General features: G+C 73.3%; 18 protein-coding genes. 14 read left to right on the top strand and 4 right to left on the bottom strand.

Features of this window, described 5'->3' with window-relative positions:
- The first annotated feature begins 11 nt into the window (after positions 1-11).
- From V6U81_RS13755 to V6U81_RS13735, 5 genes are read left to right on the top strand one after another with little or no spacing between them, the layout of a single operon-like run.
- Positions 12-740: a nucleotidyltransferase family protein gene (locus V6U81_RS13755; protein WP_334488978.1), complete on the top strand. Its 729-nt coding sequence runs from the start codon at positions 12-14 to the stop codon at positions 738-740.
- The gene (locus V6U81_RS13750; protein WP_334488974.1) at positions 737-1,639 is read left to right on the top strand and encodes an NAD-dependent epimerase/dehydratase family protein; all 903 of its coding nucleotides are present in this window, start codon (positions 737-739) and stop codon (positions 1,637-1,639) included. The genes V6U81_RS13755 and V6U81_RS13750 overlap by 4 nt, the downstream gene beginning before the upstream one ends.
- Positions 1,636-2,577 carry a glycoside hydrolase family 191 protein gene (locus V6U81_RS13745; protein ID WP_334488971.1) on the top strand — a complete coding sequence of 314 codons (942 nt, stop codon included), beginning with the start codon at positions 1,636-1,638 and terminating at the stop codon, positions 2,575-2,577. Before V6U81_RS13750 ends, V6U81_RS13745 begins: the two co-directional genes overlap by 4 nt.
- A gap of 47 nt (positions 2,578-2,624) precedes the next feature.
- Positions 2,625-3,923, top strand: a complete 1,299-nt coding sequence (locus V6U81_RS13740) for a nucleotide sugar dehydrogenase (protein WP_334488968.1) — start codon at positions 2,625-2,627, stop codon at positions 3,921-3,923.
- Positions 3,920-4,885, top strand: coding sequence for an NAD-dependent epimerase/dehydratase family protein (locus tag V6U81_RS13735; RefSeq protein WP_334488965.1), 966 nt, complete (start codon positions 3,920-3,922; stop codon positions 4,883-4,885). Before V6U81_RS13740 ends, V6U81_RS13735 begins: the two co-directional genes overlap by 4 nt.
- A gap of 90 nt (positions 4,886-4,975) precedes the next feature.
- Here the strand turns inward: V6U81_RS13735 and V6U81_RS13730 are convergent, their stop codons facing one another.
- Positions 4,976-5,395 (bottom strand): HIT family protein, encoded by a 420-nt coding sequence (locus V6U81_RS13730; RefSeq protein WP_334488962.1) that lies wholly within the window; start codon positions 5,393-5,395, stop codon positions 4,976-4,978.
- 144 nt (positions 5,396-5,539) lie between these two features.
- Here V6U81_RS13730 and V6U81_RS13725 point away from each other — a divergent pair, with 144 nt between their 5' ends.
- Genes V6U81_RS13725 through ilvA form a run of 4 tightly spaced genes read left to right on the top strand, consistent with a single transcriptional unit; the run spans position 5,540 to position 10,281 of the window.
- Positions 5,540-6,682, top strand: a complete 1,143-nt coding sequence (locus V6U81_RS13725; protein WP_334488958.1) for a cystathionine gamma-synthase — start codon at positions 5,540-5,542, stop codon at positions 6,680-6,682.
- Between the two features lie 17 nt (positions 6,683-6,699).
- Entirely contained in the window at positions 6,700-8,109 is a 1,410-nt protein-coding gene (locus V6U81_RS13720; protein WP_334488955.1) for an amidase, read from the top strand.
- Positions 8,110-8,158: 49 nt separating this feature from the next.
- Positions 8,159-9,064 (top strand): DUF4328 domain-containing protein, encoded by a 906-nt coding sequence (locus V6U81_RS13715; RefSeq protein WP_334488952.1) that lies wholly within the window; start codon positions 8,159-8,161, stop codon positions 9,062-9,064.
- Positions 9,061-10,281, top strand: coding sequence for a threonine ammonia-lyase (ilvA, locus tag V6U81_RS13710; RefSeq protein WP_334488950.1), 1,221 nt, complete (start codon positions 9,061-9,063; stop codon positions 10,279-10,281). Before V6U81_RS13715 ends, ilvA begins: the two co-directional genes overlap by 4 nt.
- A 75-nt stretch (positions 10,282-10,356) precedes the next feature.
- Here the strand turns inward: ilvA and greA are convergent, their stop codons facing one another.
- Both greA and V6U81_RS13700 read right to left on the bottom strand, forming a co-directional pair.
- Positions 10,357-10,851: a transcription elongation factor GreA gene (gene greA / locus V6U81_RS13705; RefSeq protein ID WP_334488947.1), complete on the bottom strand. Its 495-nt coding sequence runs from the start codon at positions 10,849-10,851 to the stop codon at positions 10,357-10,359.
- 135 nt (positions 10,852-10,986) lie between these two features.
- Positions 10,987-11,418 carry a DUF4307 domain-containing protein gene (locus V6U81_RS13700; RefSeq protein ID WP_334488945.1) on the bottom strand — a complete coding sequence of 144 codons (432 nt, stop codon included), beginning with the start codon at positions 11,416-11,418 and terminating at the stop codon, positions 10,987-10,989.
- Positions 11,419-11,549: 131 nt separating this feature from the next.
- On the opposite strand from V6U81_RS13700, the gene mca reads away from it, so the two are divergent.
- From mca to V6U81_RS13685, 3 genes are all read left to right on the top strand, one after another.
- The gene (mca, locus tag V6U81_RS13695) at positions 11,550-12,431 is read left to right on the top strand and encodes a mycothiol conjugate amidase Mca (RefSeq protein WP_334488942.1); all 882 of its coding nucleotides are present in this window, start codon (positions 11,550-11,552) and stop codon (positions 12,429-12,431) included.
- A gap of 48 nt (positions 12,432-12,479) precedes the next feature.
- Positions 12,480-12,773, top strand: a complete 294-nt coding sequence (locus tag V6U81_RS13690) for a hypothetical protein (protein ID WP_334488939.1) — start codon at positions 12,480-12,482, stop codon at positions 12,771-12,773.
- A gap of 178 nt (positions 12,774-12,951) precedes the next feature.
- Positions 12,952-15,483 (top strand): putative bifunctional diguanylate cyclase/phosphodiesterase, encoded by a 2,532-nt coding sequence (locus V6U81_RS13685; protein ID WP_420884019.1) that lies wholly within the window; start codon positions 12,952-12,954, stop codon positions 15,481-15,483.
- Positions 15,484-15,619: 136 nt separating this feature from the next.
- On the opposite strand, the gene V6U81_RS13680 is transcribed toward V6U81_RS13685, so the two are convergent.
- Positions 15,620-16,603, bottom strand: a complete 984-nt coding sequence (locus V6U81_RS13680) for a phosphatidylinositol-specific phospholipase C domain-containing protein (protein WP_334488936.1) — start codon at positions 16,601-16,603, stop codon at positions 15,620-15,622.
- Between the two features lie 83 nt (positions 16,604-16,686).
- Here V6U81_RS13680 and V6U81_RS13675 point away from each other — a divergent pair, with 83 nt between their 5' ends.
- Both V6U81_RS13675 and V6U81_RS13670 read left to right on the top strand, forming a co-directional pair.
- Positions 16,687-18,720, top strand: coding sequence for a thioredoxin domain-containing protein (locus V6U81_RS13675; protein ID WP_334488931.1), 2,034 nt, complete (start codon positions 16,687-16,689; stop codon positions 18,718-18,720).
- 98 nt (positions 18,721-18,818) lie between these two features.
- Positions 18,819-19,979 (top strand): 5-(carboxyamino)imidazole ribonucleotide synthase, encoded by a 1,161-nt coding sequence (locus V6U81_RS13670; RefSeq protein WP_334488928.1) that lies wholly within the window; start codon positions 18,819-18,821, stop codon positions 19,977-19,979.
- Positions 19,980-20,004: the final 25 nt, after the last annotated feature.

Here is a 20,004-nt window from a genome sequence, read left to right as displayed (position 1 = left end):
GGCATGGACAGATGCATGCGGTGATCCTGGCCGGCGGGAAGGGCGTCCGACTTCGCCCCTACACGACGGCGTTGCCCAAACCACTGGTGCCCATCGGCGACAACCACGCGGTGCTGGAGGTGGTGCTGCACCAGTTGTCGGTGTGCGGGTTCAGCCACGCCACGCTGGCGATCAACCACCTCGGCCCGCTGATCAAGGCGTTCGTCGGCGACGGGTCGGCCTGGGGTCTCCAGATCGACTACGCCGAGGAGACGGCCCCACTGTCCACGGTGGGACCGCTGTTCGCGCTCCGTGACCGGCTTCCCGAGCACTTCGTCGTGATGAACGGGGACGTGCTCACCGACCTCGACTTCGCGGATCTGCTACACACCCACGTCCTGTCGGACGCGCCGCTGACGGTGGCCACCGCGGTCCGCACCGTACCGATCGAATTCGGCGTCCTCGACGTACGCGACCGCCACGTCGTCGGCTTCACCGAGAAACCGACGTTCCACTACCGGGTCAGCATGGGGGTGTACGGGATGTCCCGGCGCACCCTGGCTCCGTACCCGTTGGGCCTTTCCTACGGCTTCGACCAGCTCGTGCTGGACCTGATCGAACGCGCTGAGCCGCCGGCGAGCTACGACTTCGAGGGCTACTGGGTGGACATTGGTCACCCGGAGGACTACGACGAGGTCAACCGCACTTTCGAGCAGCTCAAGCCCGTGCTGCTGCGGCAGAAGGAGGTGGAGACGGTATGACCCGGGTGGTGGTGTTCGGCGGTTCCGGCTTCATCGGCCGTCAGGTGTGCCGACAGTTTGAGCAGGATCCGAGGGTCAGCGGGCTGACCACGCCGGGCCGCGTCGAGTGCGACCTGGTCCGCGGCCGGGTGGACGACCTGGTCGCGGTGCTGCGGGCGGCCAACCCGGATGTCGTGGTGAACTGCACCGGCTCGCTCTCCGGCACCGGCCACGAGCTGATCGCGGCGAACACCTTGGTGACCGCGAAGTTGACCGACGCCATCGCGGCGGTCGACCCGGCGATCCGGTTCGTCCGGCTCGGCTCGGCCGGCGAGTACGGCCCGGTGCCGCCCGGGCACGCGGTGCGCGAGGACGACCCGGCCCGGCCGGTCAGCGAGTACGGCCTGAGCCACCTGGCCGCCACCGCGCTGGTGGAGCTGGCCAGCGCGGCCGGTCGGGTCGACGGGGTGACCCTGCGGGTGTTCAACCCGATCGGGCCCGGCCTGCACGAGGACACGGTGCTCGGTCGGGCGGCGGCGCTCATCCGGCAGGCTCAGCGCACCGGCTCCGGCTCCGGCGAGATCTCGATGGGACCGCTGTCGGCGTACCGGGACTTCGTCGACGTGCGGGACGTTGCGGCGGGCGTCGTGGCCGCCGCGTTCGCACCCCACCTCGACTCCCGGGTGGTCAACCTCGCCGGCGGCCGGGCCGTCCCCACCCGGCGGGTGGTGGAACTGCTCGCCGAGGCGGCCGGATTCGCGGGCCAGATCCGTGAGGAGTCCGTGGCCCCCGCCCGCTCGGCCGCGGTCTCCTGGATGCAGGGTGACAACTCGCGGGCGGCGCGGCTGCTGGCCTGGGTGCCGGTGCACGAGCTCGCGGAGTCGGTGAAGGCGGTGTGGGCCGGTGGGGACGGCCGGTGAGCCGTCCAGGGTCCGGATGCCGGCGGCGCCTCGTGGCGGCGGCGCTGGTGGTCGGGCTCGCGGTGGCCGCAGGGGGGTGCACCGGAGACGACCGGCCGCATCCGTCCGCGCCCCGGCCCACCCTCGGCCGGCCGGTCAGCGACTGGGCCTACCAGTTGCAGGGCTACCCGGGGGGCCGGCTCGACGCGCTGGCCCGGGCCCCCCAGCAACTCGTCGTGATCGACCTGGCTCGGGACGCCCACGGCGACTACTTCGGACGGGAGGAGATCGAGGCGCTGCGGTCGTCGGGGAAGGTCGTGCTGGCCTACTTCGAGATCGGCAGCATCGAGCAGTTCCGGCCGGAGTACCCGGCGGTCCGGCAGCAGGGCGACCTGATCCTCAACCGGTGGTCGGACTGGCCGGACGAGTTCTTCGTCCGCTACTGGGACCAGCGGTGGTGGGACCTGGCCGTCCGACCCCGGATCGACCAGGCCGTACGGGCCGGCTTCGACGGGATCTACCTGGACACGCCGCTGGCCTACGAGGAGCTGGAGCTTTCCCTGACGCCAGGTCGCACCCGCGCCGACCTGGCCCGGGCCATGGTCGACCTGATCGTCCGGATCAGCCGGTACGCCAGGTCGCAGCGGCCGGGCCTGCTGGTGTTCCCGCAGAACTCCCCGGAGCTGCGTGAGTACGACGGTTACACCGAGGCGATCGACGGGATCGGCATGGAGGACCTCTTCTACCGATCACCCGACCGGCAGTGCACGGAGAGTTACTGCGAGGAGAACCTCGGCAACGCGCGAGCGCTGCGCGACGCGGGCAAGGTCGTCCTCGCCGTGGACTACGCCAGCCGTGCCGAAAACGTCCGGGCCGCCTGCGCCCGGTACCGGCAGGAGGAGTTCGGGGGCTACGTGGGCCCCCGGGAACTCGACCGCATCAGCCCGCCCTGCCGCTGACCGCAGAGCACCGAAGTCAACGAACCGATAGGAGAGCACGAGTGCCCATGACAATCGGAGTGGTGGGGATGGGCTACGTCGGCCTGACCCTGACCGCGGCCCTGGCCCGAAAGGGCTTCACCGTGCACGGTGCCGACGTCGCGCCGTCCGTGGTCGAGTCGCTGTCGAACGGCCGGCCGCACATCTACGAGCCCGGGGTCGAGGAGACCTTCGCCGAGCACTGCGGCCGTTCCGTCTTCGTCGACACCCGCTTGCCGGCGGACACCGTGGACGTCGCCGTGATCTGCGTGTCGACGCCGGTGGACGAGCAGACCCAGCTGCCCGACCTGCGCAATCTCGCCTCGGCCGCCGCGGGGGTGGCCGAGTGGTGCGGACCGGACACCCTGGTCGTGGTGCGGAGCACCGTACCGGTGGGCACCAGCCGCGCGGTGGTGCTGCCCGCACTGCTCGCCGCCTGGGGTCGGGCCCGCCTGGTGATGGCTCCCGAGCGGACCATCCAGGGTCAGGCCCTGCGCGAGCTGGTCGAGCTGCCGCAGGTGGTCGGCGGCCTGGACGACGAGAGCCTGCGGGCGGGCCTGGAGTTCTTCGGGGGCCTCGCCGCCCAACTGGTCCCCGTCTCCAGCCTGGAGGCGGCCGAGCTGGTGAAGCTCTCCAACAACTGCCACACCGACCTGATCTACGCCTTCGGCAACGAGATCGCCCTCATGGCGGAGCGGCACGGGCTCGACCCGCTGGAGGTCATCCGGGCGGCGAACCTGGACTATCCGCGTCCGGACCTCGCGAAGCCGGGGTACGTCGGTGGCGGCTGCCTGTCCAAGGATCCATACATCATGATCAACAGCTCGCCGGAGCGGGAGCCGTTCCTGGTCGGCCGGGCTCGCGAACTCAACGAGTACCTGCCGGTTCACGTGGCCGAGCGGCTGGTCGAGATGATCCGGGAGCAGCGGGGGAGCAGCGAGGGCGCGCGACTCGCCGTGCTCGGGTGGGCCTACAAGGGCTGGCCGCCCACCGACGACATGCGCGGGACCCCGATCGCGACCATGATGCCGGTCTTCCGCGCCGCCGGGATCACCGTCCTCGGCCACGATCCGATGGTGACCCCCGAGGTGATCCGGCGGTACGGCGGTGAGCCGATCAGCCTCGACAAGGCGTTCAGCGAGGCCGACGCGGTCCTGGTGATCAACGACCACCCGGACTACCGGGCGATCCAGGTCGACGCGGTGCTCGGCGCGGGCGGCCCGAAGCTCATCTACGACTCCTGGCGGATCCTCGACGAGGCGGCCGTCACGGCGGCGGGCGTTCACTACGCCGGGCTCGGCTACGACGCGAAGCAGGTGATCGCGTGAGGGCGCTGCTGCTGGGCGGGGCCGGCTTCATCGGCCTGCACCTGGCCCGCCGACTGACCGCCGACGGGCACGCGGTGACCATCGTCGACGACTTCTCGCGGGGACGCGACGACGCCGACCTCGCCGCGTTGCGCGCCGCCCCGGGCGTGGAGATCCGATCCGGCGACCTGACCGACCCGGCCACCTGGGCGGCCCTGCCGCACGGCTGGGACCAGATCTACCTGCTCGCCGCGGTCGTCGGGGTCCGCAACGTGGAGTCCGACCCGGCCCGGGTGGTCCGCGTCAACACCCTCGCGGCGCTGCACCTGCTCGACTGGATCAGCCCGGAGGAGAAGCTCTTCTTCGCCTCGACCAGCGAGGTGTACGCCGGTGGTGTCGATCTCGGTCTGGTGCCGGTGCCGACGGCCGAGGACGTACCGGTGGTGGTGGCCGACCCGACGGCACCCCGGTTCAGCTACGCGATCAGCAAGCTGCTGGGGGAGGCCGCCGTCCTGCACACCGCCCGGGCGACGGGTCTCCCGGCCGTGGTCGGTCGCTTCCACAACGTCTACGGGCCGCGGATGGGTGCCGACCACGTCATTCCCGAACTGTCCCTGCGCGCCCTGCGGGGGGAGGACCCCTACCGGGTCTACGGCATGGACCAGACCCGGGCGTTCTGCCACGTCGACGACGCGGTGGAGGCGATGCTGCGGCTCATGGACACCCCGGTCGCCGCCGGGCGGGTCGTGCACATCGGCAACGACGCGGAGGAGACCAACATCGGCGACCTGGCCAAGCTGGTGCTCCGGGTCGCCGAGTTCGACCCGAAGCTCGCACCGGTTCCGGCCCCGCCGGGGGCGGTGGCCCGGCGCTGCCCGGACCTGTCGCAGCTTCGGGCGCTCACCGGCTACGAGCCGGTGGTGTCGCTGGAGGAGGGGGTGCGGCGCACCTTCGCCTGGTACCGCGACCGCTGGCCCCGGTAACGGCTCACCCCTCCATCCCATGGGAGGTCGGCGGCGGCCCCTGGTCGTCGCCGGCCTCCCTCCTGGATCGCCACGTCCGGTGGGGGATGGTCACGGCCCGGCGAGGGCGGCGGCGATCCGGTCGGCGTAATCCTGGGCCTCGGCGTCGTCCCGGTAGCGGGTCCGCGGCCAGAAGAAGCCGCGCAGGCCGTCGCCCTTCGTGCGGGGCACCACGTGGGTGTGCAGGTGCGGTACGGACTGGGACACCTTGTTGTTCATCGCCACGAACGTTCCACCGGACCCCAGACCGGCCTCCACCGCCAGCGCGAGCCGCTGGACCAGGGCGAAGTAGCCCGGCAACGCGTCGGCCAGCAGGTCGCTCAGGGTGATCAGGTGGGTGCGGGGCACGACGAGGACGTGCCCCTTGAAGACCGGCCGGGTGTCCAGGAACGCCACCCCGTCCGCCTCGTCGGCGACGGTGAACGCCGGCACCTCGCCCGCCACGATCCCGCAGAACACGCACCCGCTCATCCCGGCAGCGTATGGCCGGGACCCCGGGCTCGCTCGGTGCCGAGGTGTCGACCAGGGGCCCCTGCACTACCGCAGGCGTTGACCGGGGGCCCGTCCTGGCACCTTCCGCCCGAGGCGGTGGGCCGGCGGACTAACGTCTGCGGAATGAGTCACGGCTTCGAGACGCTCGCCATCCACGCCGGCCAGGACCCGGAGGCCCGGACCGGCGCGGTGATCCCACCGATCTACCAGACCAGCACCTACGCCCAGGACGCCGTCGGCGCGCCCCGGCAGGGCTACGAGTACAGCCGATCCGGCAACCCCACCCGGGACGCCCTCCAGGAGTGCCTGGCCGCGCTGGAGGGTGGGCCGGTCGGGCTCGCCTTCGCCAGCGGCCTGGCCGCCGAGGACACCCTGCTGCGCACCGTCTGCAAGCCGGGTGACCACGTGGTGATCCCGGACGACGCGTACGGCGGCACGTACCGGCTCTTCGCCCGGGTCGCCGAGCGTTGGGGGCTGGACTACACCCCGGCGAAGGTCTCGGACGTCGACGCCGTCCGGGCCGCGATCCGCCCCGGCACCACGAAGATCGTCTGGGTGGAGACGCCCACCAACCCGCTGCTCGGCATCGCCGACATCGCCACCCTGGCCGCCGTCGCCCACGACGCCGGCGCGCTGCTGGCGGTCGACAACACCTTCGCCTCGCCGTACCTCCAGCAGCCCATCGCGCACGGCGCGGACGTGGTGGTCCACTCGACCACCAAGTACGTCGGCGGGCACTCCGACGTGGTCGGTGGCGCGCTGATCGCCGCCGACGCCGGCCTCGGCGACGAGCTGCGCTACCACCAGAACGCGATGGGCGCGATCAACGGCCCGTTCGACGCCTGGCTCACCCTGCGCGGCATCAAGACCCTCGGGGTACGAATGGACCGGCACTGCGACAACGCCGAGCGGATCGCCGCCTACCTGGACGGGCACACCAAGGTCGCCCAGGTGATCTACCCGGGCCTGCCGTCGCACCCGGGGCACGAGGTGGCCGCCAAGCAGATGCGCCGGTTCGGCGGCATGATCTCGTTCCGCGCGTCGGGCGGCGAGGAGCACGCCGTGGAGATCTGCAACCAGGCCAAGCTCTTCGTGCTCGCCGAGTCGCTCGGCGGCGTGGAGTCCCTGATCGAGCACCCGGGTCGGATGACACACGCAAGTGCTGCCGGCTCGCCGCTTGAAGTTCCCGGCGATCTCGTGCGACTGTCTGTCGGCATCGAGACGGTCGACGACCTGCTCGCTGATCTGGAGCAGGCGCTGGGCTGACCGCAGGCTGGGGAGGGGTGGCCGTGCAGGACATCATGCCGACCTGGGTGGGGGCGACCGCCAAGCAGATCGCCCGGGGCGTACGCCGGGGCGACGTCTCGGCCACCCAGGTCGTCGCCGACCACCTGGACCACATCGCCCGGGTCGACGCCGACCTCGCCGCGTTCCGCGCGGTACGCGGCGGGGAGGCGATCACCGAGGCGGAGAAGGTCGACGAGCAGGAGGAGCTGGCCAACCTGCCGTTGGCCGGCGTCCCCGTCGCGGTCAAGGAGAACACCCCCGTCGCCGGCCTGCCCACCTGGAACGGGTCGGCGGCGGTGCGTACCGGCGTCGCGGAGGCCGACCACGAGGTGGTCCGGCGGCTGCGGGGCGCCGGCGCGGTGATCCTGGGGGTGACCCGGATGCCGGAGCTCGGCCTCTGGGCGCTCACCGACGACGACTCCGCGGTGACCCGCAACCCGTGGGACCTGCGGCGTACCCCTGGTGGATCCTCCGGCGGCGCGGCCGCCGCGGTGGCCGCCGGGCTGGTGCCGATCGCGCACGGCAACGACGGTCTCGGCTCGATCCGCATCCCGGCGGCCTGCTGCGGCCTGGTCGGGCTCAAGCCCGGCCGCGGCGTGGTGCCCTGCCAGCTCGGCGCGGAGGACTGGTTCGGCCTCACCGAGCACGGCATGCTGACCACCACCGTCGCCGACGCCGCGGTCGGCTTCCAGGTGCTCGCCGGCCGCCGGCAGGAGAAATTGGTCCCGCCGGCCCGGCTGCGGGTGGGCGTCTCGCTGCGCTCCCCGGTGCGCGGCGTCTCGCCGGACGCCTCGAACCGGGACGCGGTGGCCGCCGCCGGCCGGCTGCTCGCCGCCGCCGGCCACGACACCGTCCCCGCCGACCCGGTCTACCCGACCGCCCTCGGCCTCCAGGGCATCGCCACCTGGTTCGCGGCCGCGGCCGCCGACGTCCGGGCGGCGGGCATCGCGCCGCGCCAGCTCCAGCGTCGCAGCCGTCGGCACGTCGCGCTCGGCGAGTGGGCGCAGCGCCGGGGGTACGTCCGGGAGGCCGACCGGGCCGCCTGGCGGGACCGCTCGATCGGCTTCTTCACCGACCACTCGATCGACCTGCTGCTCACCCCGGCGCTGGCCGGCCCGCCCCCGGAGGCCGCCGCCTGGTCGGGCCGGTCCTGGCTGGCCAACATGAAGGCGAACATCCGGTACGCCCCGTACGCCGCGCCGTGGAACATCGCCGGCCTGCCGTCCATCGTGGTGCCGGTCGGCCGGCGCCCGGACGGACTGCCGGTCGCCGCCCAGCTGATCGGCCCGCCCGGCTCGGAGCTGCTGCTGCTCGGCGTCGCCGGCCAGTTCGAGATGCAGGCGCCCTGGTCGCGGCACGCCCCCGGGTACCCGCGCGTCGGAACGGGGTCGCCAGCCAGCGCATGATCGTCTAGCGTGTGCGGGCCTCAGCCGCACACCCCCTCGGACGGTCACCGTGCACTGCCAGACCTGCGGAGACGCCGCGTCTCCCGGCACCGACACCTGCCCACGCTGCCGTACCCCGTACGGCCAACCGGCGGTCACCCCGGGTCTGCCCACGTACGCCGTCCGCGGCCCCGGCCTGGCCGCCGCCGTCGCGGTCGGCCTCACCGCCGTCGCCTACCTGGTCCTCGCGCTGGCCCCCGTGCTGGCCCTGCCACTGGTCGAGCGGGCCGCGGCCGACCGGGACGGAGACCTGCTGCTCGGCGCGGCGGTGCTCGAAGGCGTCCTGGCCCTGGTCTTCCTCCTCGTCCAGATCGTCGCCGGCGTGCTGGTGATCATCTGGACCTGGCGGGCGCGGAAGAACACCGACGCGTTCCCGGGCGCCCTGCCGTCGCTCGGCGTGGGGTGGTCGATCGCCGGCTGGCTGGTGCCGTTCGCCAACCTGGTGGTGCCCGCCCGGGTGGTGGCGAACATCGCCCGGGACAGCCTGTGGCGGCCCACCCGTGGGCTGGTCGCCCTGTGGTGGTCGGCGTGGCTGGTCTTCAGCCTCTGGGACGGGGCGGTCAGCCTGAACGACGAGTGGGAGTTCGCCACGCTGGCCGAGAACCCGACCACGGAAGCCGAGTTCCGGGAGTACGTCGACTACTACCAGGGCGCGCAGCTGCGGTACCTGGTGCCGGCCGTGGCCTGCGTGGTCGCCGCGGCGGCCTTCGTCGTGCTGCTGCACCGGATCTCCGCCGCCCAGCAGGACCGGCTCGACCGGGCCGCCGTGGCTTGGCCCCCGGCCCCGTACCCGCCGCCGACCGGCGGGCCGTACCCGCCGCAGCCGGTGACGCCGTGGTCGCCGCAGGTGGCGACGGAAGAGGCCCCGGTGTCGCCGCCTGTTCCCCCGCGACCGGGTGGCACGATCGGGGCATGACGGAACTGGTCGGTCTCGCCGACGTACAGGCTGCGCGGGAACTGCTCGCCGGCGTCACCCGTACCACCCCGCTGGAGCCCTCCCGGCCATTGAGCGCCGCGCTCGGCGGGCCCACCTGGCTCAAGTGCGAGAACCTGCAGCGGGCCGGGTCGTACAAGGTGCGCGGCGCGTACGTGCGAATCTCCCGGCTCTCCGCCGAGGAACGGGAACGCGGCGTGGTCGCGGCGAGCGCCGGCAACCACGCGCAGGGGGTGGCGCTCGCCGCCGGCCTGGTCGGCACCCACGCCACGGTCTTCATGCCGGTCAACGCGCCGCTGCCGAAGGTCGCCGCCACCAAGGGGTACGGCGCCCAGATCGAACTCGTCGGCAACACGGTGGACGAGTCCCTGGTCGCGGCGCAGACCTTCGCCGAGCGCACCGGCGCGGTGCTGATCCACCCGTTCGACCACCCCGACGTGATCGCCGGCCAGGGCACCGTGGCGTTGGAGATCCTCGAACAGTGCCCGGACGTGAAGACCATCATCACGGGTGTGGGCGGTGGCGGCCTGATCTCGGGCATGGCCGTCGCCGCCAAGGCGCTGCGCCCCGACGTTCGGGTGATCGGGGTCCAGGCGGCCAGCGCGGCGGCCTTCCCGCCCTCGCTGGTCGCCGGCGAGCCGGTCCGGCTGCCGTCCTTCGCCACGATCGCGGACGGCATCGCGGTGGGCCGCCCCGGCGAGATCACCTTCACCCACGTCCGCAAGCTGGTCGACGAGATCGTCACCGTCTCCGAGGAGGACATCTCCCGGGCGCTGCTGATGCTGCTGGAACGCGGCAAGCAGGTGGTGGAGCCGGCCGGCGCGGTGGCCGTGGCGGCGCTGCTGGCCGGGGTGGTCGAGGTGGAGGCGCCGGTGGTCGCGGTGCTCTCCGGCGGCAACATCGACCCGCTGCTGATGCTGCGGGTGATCGAGCACGGTCTGGCCGCGGCCGGGCGCTACCTGCGGGTCACCGTGCGCTGCTCGGACCGGCCCGGGCAGCTCGCCTCGCTGCTGACGGAGATCGCGGGGCACCGGGCCAACGTGGTGGACGTCGAGCACCAGCGGGCCAACCCGCACCTGCGGCTCGGCGAGGTGGAGGTGGCGCTGTCGGTGGAGACCCGCGGCGTCGAGCACTCCGACACGCTGATCAGCGCGCTGCGGGCCAGCGGCTACCAGGTGGTCTTCGCGGCCGAGGCGTGACACCGCACGGGTGCCACGCCTCGGGCGTACGCGGAGGGGACGCCGTCGGGTCGCGCGGACCCGGCGGCGCCGGACTCAGCCGGAGAAGGGCTCGAAGCTGACCACCGTCACCTTGATGTCCGCGCCGCTGGGCGCGGTGTAGGTGCAGGTCTGGCCGGGCCGGCCGCCCAGGATCGCCTTGCCGAGGGCGGACTCCGGGCTGTAGACGGTCAGCTCGGTGGTGGAGGCGATCTCCCGCGAGCCGAGCAGGAACGTCTCGGTGTCGTCCTGGTCGTCGTCGAAGTAGATCGTCACCACCATGCCGGGCGACACCGCGTCCGCCGTCGGCGCCTCGCCGACCTGGGCGGTGCGCAGCAGCTCCTTGAGGTAGAGGATCCGTCCCTCGGCCTTGCCCTGCTCCTCGCGGGCGGCGTGGTAGCCGCCGTTCTCCCGCAGGTCGCCCTCCTCGCGCCGGGCGTTGATCTCGGCGGCGATGACCGGCCGGTTGGCGATCAGCTCGTCGAGCTCACCCTGCAGGCGGTCGTAAGCGTCCTGGGACAGCCAGGTGGCGGGCGCCTCGTTGGTGGACACAGGCGTACTCCTCGATAGTGCGGAACTGGCTGACAGGTGAGTTACCAAGTTACCAGTGCGGCACACCCCCGGGTGCCGTCGATCACCGGGGCGGTCGGGGTGCCGACACCGCCGCGCTGATGGGAGTGGATCCGGTCAGGCCGGGCGGCAGCGCAGGACCTCGCCCACGAAGGGGCGCGCGGTGGTGGTGATCCGGTGCCGGGCGGTCAGATGCCGCTCGCCGGGGCGGGCGGTCACGGTGACCTCCTCCCGACCCACCTCGGCCCCGTCGCGGGAGCGGGCCCGCAGCAGGCAGACGGCCGAGCCCCCGGCCGGCACGGTCACCCGGAAGTCGATCCGCACCCCGTCGTCGGTGACGTCCGTGTAGGTGATCACCTCGGGGTCGTACGTCGGGTCGCCGTACCGCGCGTAGAGCTGCGTCGCGGCCAGGGTCAGCCCGGCGAGCAGCGCGGCCATCAGCAGCCAGGTCAGCAGCGGGCGGCGCCGACCGGGCTCCCGGCGCCGGCCGTACCGACCGGACGGGAATATTGGCGCGCCCGGCGGAATTGTGGCGTGCGTCTCGGTCACCGGCGGGTATCTCCTGGCGTCGTTGTCGGGGCGATCGGCAAGAATGGCAGAGTCCATCTTCCCAGCCGGGAGCTGAGCCAGGAATGGCAGGTCAGTTCCGCTGTGGCGGGCACAGACGAGGAGCGCCCACGTTGGCAGAGCAGTTGCGTCTCATGGCCGTGCACGCGCACCCGGACGACGAGTCCAGCAAGGGCGCCGCGACCACCGCGAAATATGTCGCCGAGGGGGTGGACGTCCTGGTTGTGACGTGTACCGGCGGCGAGCGCGGCAGCGTGCTGAACCCCAAGCTCGACCGGCCCGACGTCTGGGCCAACATCGGCGAGATCCGCCGTGCCGAGATGGACGCGGCCCGCGCCATCCTCGGCATCGAGCAGGCCTGGCTGGGCTTCGTCGACTCGGGGCTGCCCGAGGGTGACCCGCTGCCGCCGCTGCCGGAGGGCTGCTTCGCCCTCCAGGACGTCGAGGTGGCTGCGGGGCCGCTGGTGAAGCTGATGCGGGAGTTCCGTCCGCACGTCGTCACCACGTACGACGAGGAGGGTGGCTACCCCCACCCCGACCACATCATGTGCCACAACGTGTCGGTGGCCGCGTTCGAGGCGGCCGGTGACCCGGAGCGCTTCCCGGAGCTGGGCACGCCCTGGCAGCCGCTGAAGCTCTACTACGACATCGGCTTCTCCAAGGCCAAGATCATGGCGCTGCACGAGGGCATGCTCGCCGCCGGCCTGGATTCGCCCTACGAGGAGTGGCTCAAGCGCTGGGAGGACCGGCCGGACAAGGGCCCGCGGATCACCACCCGGGTCGAGTGCGCGGAATACTTCCCGGTCCGCGACGACGCGCTGCGTGCCCACGCCACCCAGGTCGACCCGGACGGCTTCTGGTTCCACGTGCCGATGGAGCTCCAGCAGCGCGCCTGGCCCACCGAGGACTACCAGCTGGCCCGCTCGCTGGTCGACAGCCCGCTGCCGGAGTCCGACCTCTTCGCCGGCGTGCGCGAGACCGCCCATGCCCGCTGAGCGGCGGCAGGGCTACGCTGGAACCCCACCGCACATCGGAGAACCACCATGCTGACCGCTGCCCAGGTGCTCGCGGAGAACAACTTCGGTGACACCCGCTCGGGTGGTCTGGCCGGGCCGATGGGCCTGTTCCTCATCGTCGTCCTGGCCATCGCCACCGTCCTGCTGATCCGCAACATGAACGCCCGGTTGCGCCGGCTGCCCGATCGGTTCCCCGAGCAGGGGCGGGCGGCCGACCAGGAGCGGGCCGACTCGGTGGCCGTCGATCCGATGGACGCGGCGACGACCGAGGAATCACGTACGAACTCCCCCAACGGGCACCAGCAGCACCGGAACGGGTAGTCAGGGCGTGAATCACGTCGATCCGCGTCGTCAGCCCCTGTTGCGGCCACCCGGATTGGCTTAGCCTTCCGCCGGGGGGACCAAAAGTCCCTGAGCCGTGCGCGGAAGGGGGCGCCATGACCGTCGCAGCTGCGCTCGCCCTCCGCGCCGCCCGCGCTCCGGCGGACGGGGCGGAGCGGTGACCTCCGGCAGGGCCGCCGATCCGATCGACCGGCCCGACACCGGGGGAACCCCGCCCGGGGTGCTCCTGCTCACCGCCGCGGTCACCGTCACCGCCCTGGCGGCCGTCCTGATCGGGCTCACCGTGCCGGCCGCGCTGCCGCCCGACGACCCCGTCCCCGGGCCGGCCCGGTTCGGCATCGGTGTCGCCACGCTCGCGGTCGCCCAGCTGGCCCGGCTGCGGTTCCGCACCGCGACCGGCATGGTCAGCATCACCTGGGGCGAGGCCGCGCTGATCGTCTGCCTCTACCTGGTCCCGGCCGGCTGGCTGCCGGCCGGCGCACTGCTCGGCGGCGGCGCGGCCTGGGCCGCCATGTCGATGGCCGGCGACCGGCGACCACTGCTGGAGGTGCTCCGGATCGCGGCGTCGCTGACCGCCGCGACCGCGCTGGCCGTGGCCGTCGCCACCGCGCTCGGCGAACCACTGCTCGCCGCCCCCACCCCCGACCTGGCCCTGGCCCTGATCGCCGGCTCGGTGAGCTACCTGGCCGCCACCGCTTGGCTCGGCGGCGCCACCCTGGCGCTGCGGCACGGCGTGGCGATCGGTCCGCCGGTGTTCACCGCGCTCCGCGGCAAGCTGCTCATGTTCGTCGGCAACGTGGTGGTCGGCCTGGTCGTGGTCGCCCTCCTGGAGATCGACGCCCGCTGGCTGCTGCTCCTGCCGCCGCTGCTCTGGCTGCTCCAGCAGACCTACCGGCACCGGCTCCGGGCCGACCAGGAGCGGCGCACCTGGCGGGCGTTCGCCGAAGCGACCGCCGCGCTCAACCAGCTCGACGAGCGCGGGGTGGCCACCGCCGCGGTGACCGGCGCGCTGACCCTCTTCGGCGCCGAGCTGGTCGAAGTGGACGTGGCCCGGGGCGACGGCCGGTGGCGCCGCTACCGCTGCGACGCCTCCAGCCAGGTGCGCGACCGGGAGGTCGGCCCGCCCGGTCGGCCGGCCGAGGCGGAGCACGAGCTGACCCGTCGACTGACCGTGGGCGACGTCGACGTGGGCGAACTGCGGGTCCGGTTCGCCTCCTCCGCCCCGCCGAGCGCCCGCGAGCGGGACGCGGTCGCGGCCTTCTCCGACGCGCTGGCCGCCGCGCTGCACGACGCGGCCACCCACCTCGAGCTGCGACTGGTCAACGCGCGGTCGTCGTACGAGGCGGTGCACGACGCGCTGACCGGGCTGGTCAACCGGGCGGCCATGCTCAGCAAGGGCGACCAGGCGCTGCGGCAGCTCGCCCACGACCACCCGGTGGCCCTGCTGCTGCTCGACATCAACCAGTTCAAAGAGGTCAACGACACCCTCGGGCACGCGGCCGGCGACCAGCTGCTCCGGCTCACCGCGAACCGGCTCGGCACCATGGCCCGCGCCGGTGACCTGCTGGGGCGGCTCGGCGGGGACGAGTTCGCCCTGCTGCTCACCTCGGTCCCGGTGATCGGCGACCGGGCGGCCCCGATGGCGTACGCGCTGCGCCAGGCCCGGGAGATCGCCGAGCGGCTCGCCGCCCCGACCGAGGTGGCCGGCGTCCGGATGTCGGTCGAGGTCTCGGTGGGCGTGGTGGTGGCCGGCGCGGGCAACGCCGACCTGACCGAGCTGCTGCGTCGGGCCGACATCGCCATGTACCAGGCGAAGGAGGGCGGCGGCAGCGTCGCCGCGTACGACAGCTCCCGGGACGCCGCCAGCACCGACCAGCTGGCCCTGCTCGCGGAGCTGCGGGAGGCGTTGCAGGCCGACGACCAACTGGTGCTGGCGTTGCAGCCGGCGGTCGACCTGGCCACCGGGGCGCCGACCGGGGTGGAGGCGCTGATCCGGTGGCGGCACCCGCGGCGCGGTTGGCTGGGCCCGGCGGACTTCATCCGGCCGGTGGAGAACAGCGAGCAGCTCGGCACCTTCACCCGGTACGTGCTGGACAAGGCGCTCACCGTGGCCGCCGAGTGGGCCCGCGACGGCCTGGACGTGCCGATCTCGGTGAACCTCTCGGCGCGCAGCCTGCTCGACCCGCGGCTGCCGGCCGAGATCGCCGACGCGCTGCGCCGGCACCAGGTGCCGGCGCGCCGGTTGGTCCTGGAGATCACCGAGACGGTGGTGATGAGCGAGCTGGAGGTGATCGACGAGGTGCTGGCCACGCTGCGGTCGATGGGCGTGCAGCTCGCCGTCGACGACTTCGGCACCGGCTTCTCGTCGCTGACCTTCCTGACCCGGATCGCGGTGGACGAGCTGAAGGTGGACCGCTCGTTCGTGATCCGGATGGCCGACTCGCCGGAGGCGGCGGCGATCGTCCGGACCACGGTGGGGCTCGCCCACGAGCTGGGGCTGCGGGTGGTCGCCGAGGGGGTGGAGACCGCCGAGCAGCGGCTCGCCCTGGCCGAGCTGGGCTGCACCGCCGCCCAGGGCTACCACTTCTTCAAGCCGATGCCGGCCGACAAGATCGGCGCCGTGCTCGGCACCCTGCGCGACTCGGCGGAGTCCAACGTCTTCCCCCTACGCGCCGACGGCGCCTCCTAACCCACCCCCCGGCGCCCTCCCTCCCCTCCTCTCCCCGGTTGATCAAGAAGTTTGCGCACCGATCGCGGCCCGACCGGTGCGCAAACTTCTTGATCAACTCAACAAAAGGGGTGGGTGGGTGGGTGGGTGGGTGGGGTCAGCCGCGGGGGAGGGTTTCGGCTACTACCGCCGGGAGGGCGGCCCAGTCGGCGGAGGCGATGCTGGCGTGTGCCCTGGCCAGCTCGGCCAGCCGGGCGCGGGCAGCGTCCGGGTCGGTGTCGCCCACCGCCGGCGGGACGTTCTGCGCGTCGGTCATCACGAGCTGGTAGTGGTTCACGTCGTACCAGGAGGTGTCGATCCCGCCGGTGACGTAGGCGCTCGCGTCCCCGTCGAAGACCACGAACCAGGGGCGCAGGGCGGTCTCGGCGTACCGGGTGCGGGGGTCGCCGGCCTGGGCGTTGTGCACCGCCGGGAAGGCTCGGGCCCGGTCCAGGATGCCGGCCGCCGCGAGGCCGGCCAGGTGCCGGGCGTACTCGACGTCGGTGCGCAGGGTGTCGGTCGGGTTGCCCTCCTCGACGGTGCCGGGGATCAACTCCACGAGCACCTTGCCGGCGAGCTGCTGCCGGGTCGGCCAGGCGTCGGCGCGGGCGGCGGCGTCCAGTGTGGCGTGGCCGCCCCTGAGGTCGGCGGGACGGAACACCCGGTCGCCCAGCCGGGCGGCGAGCAGCGCGTCGAGTTCGGCGGGACCCTGCCCGGTACGGCTGCTGAAGCCGGTCTTCAGCTCCAGCTTGAGCTGGAGCGGCCCGGCGTCGGGGTGGGCGCCCAGCCAGAGCCGGATGTCGTCCAGGCAGTGTTCGAGGTTCTTGTTGCGGGTGCCGGTGTAGAGCTGGGCGGCGCTGGTGGCGGCGACGCAGTTGTTGTCGTTGCCCAGCGGGTTGGAGTGGCTGACCCGCCACTGCCGGGTGAACACGTCCGGCCAGACGTCCAGCTCGATCAGACCGGGCCGGGCGTCGAGCGCCTGCGCCAGATAGGTGTAGGTGGCGCGTTCGTAGGCGTTGTGGGTGCCGACCACGGTGGTCGCGGAGACCCGGGTGCCGGGGTCCACCGCCGCCGACGCGGGTGCGGCGGCGGTGAGCAGCACCCCGACCACCGCGACCGACGTGAGCGCTGACAGGCGACGTGGTTGCCCCGGCGGGGTCGGCCGGGGGTGGATATGGTCGTCGGGTGAACCGACTCGCCGACGCCACCTCGCCCTACCTGCTCCAGCACGCCGACAACCCGGTCGACTGGTGGCCCTGGTGCGACGAGGCGTTCGCCGAGGCGAAACGGCGGGACGTGCCGGTGCTCATCTCGGTCGGCTACGCCGCCTGCCACTGGTGTCACGTGATGGCGCACGAGTCGTTCGAGAACGAACAGGTCGGCAAGCTGGTCAACGACGGCTTCGTGGCGATCAAGGTGGACCGCGAGGAGCGACCCGACGTCGACGCCGTCTACATGACCGCCACCCAGGCGATGACCGGGCAGGGCGGCTGGCCGATGACGGTCCTCGCCACCCCGGACGGGACCCCGTTCTTCTGCGGCACGTACTTCCCGCGCCCGAACTTCGTCCGGCTGCTGAAGTCGGTCGGCGCGGCCTGGCGGGACCAGCGCGACGCCGTGCTCCGGCAGGGGTCCGCGGTGGTCGAGGCGATCGGCGGCGCCCAGGCCGTGGGCGGCCCCACCGCCCCGCTCACCGCCGAACTGCTCGACGCCGCCGCCGCGCAGCTCGCCTCGGAGTACGACGAGACGAACGGCGGCTTCGGCGGCGCGCCGAAGTTCCCGCCGCACATGAACCTGCTCTTCCTGCTCCGGCACCATCAGCGCACCGGCTCCGCGCGCAGCCTGGAGATCGTCCGGCACACCTGCGAGGCGATGGCCCGCGGCGGCATCAACGACCAGCTCGCCGGGGGCTTCGCCCGCTACTCGGTGGACGCCCACTGGACCGTGCCGCACTTCGAGAAGATGCTCTACGACAATGCGCTGCTGCTGCGGGTCTACACCCAGCTGTGGCGGCTCACCGGCGACCGGCTGGCCCGCCGGGTCGCCCGGGACGTGGCCCGGTTCCTCGCCGACGAGCTGCACAAGGCGGGCGAGGGTTTCGCCTCCGCGCTGGACGCGGACACCGCGGGCGTCGAGGGGCTGACCTACGCCTGGACGCCGGCGCAGCTCGTCGAGGTGCTGGGCGAGGAGGACGGTCGCTGGGCCGCCGACCTGTTCGCGGTGACCGAGGAGGGCAGCTTCGAGCACGGCACCAGCGTGCTGAAGCTGGCCCGCGACATCGACGACGCCGACCCGGCCGTACGCGGTCGCTGGCAGGGCGTCGTCGGTCGGCTGCTCGCCGCCCGGGACGCCCGTCCCCAGCCGGCCCGCGACGACAAGGTGGTGGCCGCATGGAACGGGCTGGCGATCACCGCCATCGCCGAGTTCCTCCAGGTCGCCGCCGTGTACGCGGCCCCGGAAGACGAGGACGCGAACCTGATGGACGGGATCGCCATCGTCGCCGACGGGGCGATGCGGGACACCGCCGAGCACCTCGCCGCCGTGCACATCGTGGACGGGCGGCTGCGCCGCGTATCTCGGGACAAGGTGGTCGGCGAGCCGGCCGGTGTCCTGGAGGACTACGGCTGTGTCGCCGAGGCGTTCTGCGCCATCCACCGGCTCGCCGGCGAGGGGCGCTGGCTGGAGCTGGCCGGCGGACTGCTCGACGTCGCGCTGGCCCGGTTCGCCGCCCCGGACGGCGGCTTCTACGACACCGCCGACGACGCCGAGCGGCTGGTCGCCCGGCCGGCCGACCCGACCGACAACGCCACCCCGTCCGGGCGCTCGGCGATCGTGGCGGCGCTGGTCGCGTACTCGGCGCTGACCGGGGAGACCCGGTACCGGGAGGTGGCCGAGCGGGCCCTGTCGACCGTCGCGCCGATCGTCTTGCGGCACGCCCGGTTCACCGGGTACGCGGCGACCGCGGGGGAGGCGCTGCTCTCCGGGCCGTACGAGATCGCGGTGGCCACCGACGACCCGGCGGACCCGTTGGTCCTCGCCGCCCACCGGTACGCCCCGCCCGGCGCGGTGGTGGTGGCCGGCCGGCCCGATCAGCCCGGGGTGCCGCTGCTCGCCGACCGGCCGCTGGTCGACGGGCGGCCCACCGCGTACGTCTGCCGGGGGTTCGTCTGCCAGCGGCCGGTGACCTCGGTCGACGACCTGGCCGCCCAGCTCAGCTGACGTCCCCCGGCTCCGGGAGCGCCGGCAGGGTCACGTCCCGGGCGGGTGCCGGCCCTCCGGGTCGGCGGTGGCGGCCGCCCGGATAGGCTGGCGGTGCTATGGATTCCCGTACCGGTCTGCCCGTCGTCGGCATGGTGGGCGGTGGCCAGCTGGCCCGGATGACCCACCAGGCCGCCATCGCCCTCGGCCAGTCGCTGCGCGTGCTGGCGCTCGCCCCCGACGACGGCGCGGCCCTGGTCGCCGCCGACGTCCAGTACGGCGACCACACCGACCTCGCCGCCCTGCGCACCTTCGCCAAGGGCTGCGACGTGGTCACCTTCGACCACGAGCACGTGCCCACCGAGCACATCCGCGCGCTGGCCGACGAGGGTGTGCGGCTCTTCCCGCCGGCCGAGGCGCTGCTGCACGCCCAGGACAAGCGGATCATGCGGGAGCGGCTCGGCGCGCTGGGTGCCCCGAACCCGGCCTGGCGGTCCGTCGCCGTCCCCGCCGACCTGGTCGCCTTCGGCGAGGAGCAGGGCTGGCCGGTGGTGCTCAAGGCGGCCCGCGGCGGCTACGACGGCCGGGGCGTCTGGATGGTCGAAGACGCCGGACAGGCCGCCGAGCTGGCCGCCACCCTGCTCGCCGGTGGCACCTCGCTGATCGTCGAGGAGCGGGTGGCGCTGCGCCGGGAGCTGGCCGTGCAGGTGGCCCGCTCGCCGTTCGGGCAGGTCGCCGCGTACCCGGTGGTCGAGACGGTGCAGCGGGACGGGATCTGCGTCGAGGTGCTCGCCCCGGCCCCGGGCCTGGCCGAGGAGCTGGCGGTGGCCGCCCAGCAGCTCGCCATCGACCTGGCCACCGCGCTCGGCGTGGTCGGGCTGCTGGCGGTGGAGCTGTTCCAGACCGACACGGGTCTGGTCGTCAACGAGCTGGCCATGCGCCCGCACAACTCCGGGCACTGGACCATCGAGGGCGCCCGCACCTCGCAGTTCGAGCAGCACCTGCGGGCGGTGCTCGACTACCCGATGGGGGACACCGCGCCGACCGCTCCGGTCGTGGTGATGGCGAACGTGCTCGGTGGTGAGCCCGGCGGGATCTCCATCGACGAGCGGCTGCACCACCTCTTCGCCGCCGAGCCGGGCGCCAAGGTGCACCTCTACGGCAAGCAGGTGCGCCCCGGCCGCAAGATCGGGCACGTCACGGTGCTCGGCGACGACCTGGACGACGTACGGGCGCGGGCGGCGCGGGCCGTCCGCTGGCTGCGCGAGGGGCACGAGTGAGCGCGCGGTCCCCGCAGCCGGCGAC

Source organism: Micromonospora lacuserhaii (assembly GCF_036902735.1).
Lineage (GTDB): Bacteria > Actinomycetota > Actinomycetes > Mycobacteriales > Micromonosporaceae > Micromonospora.
The sequence above is the reverse complement of the archived record's forward strand: the minus strand, read 5'-3'. Positions and strand labels throughout refer to the sequence as shown.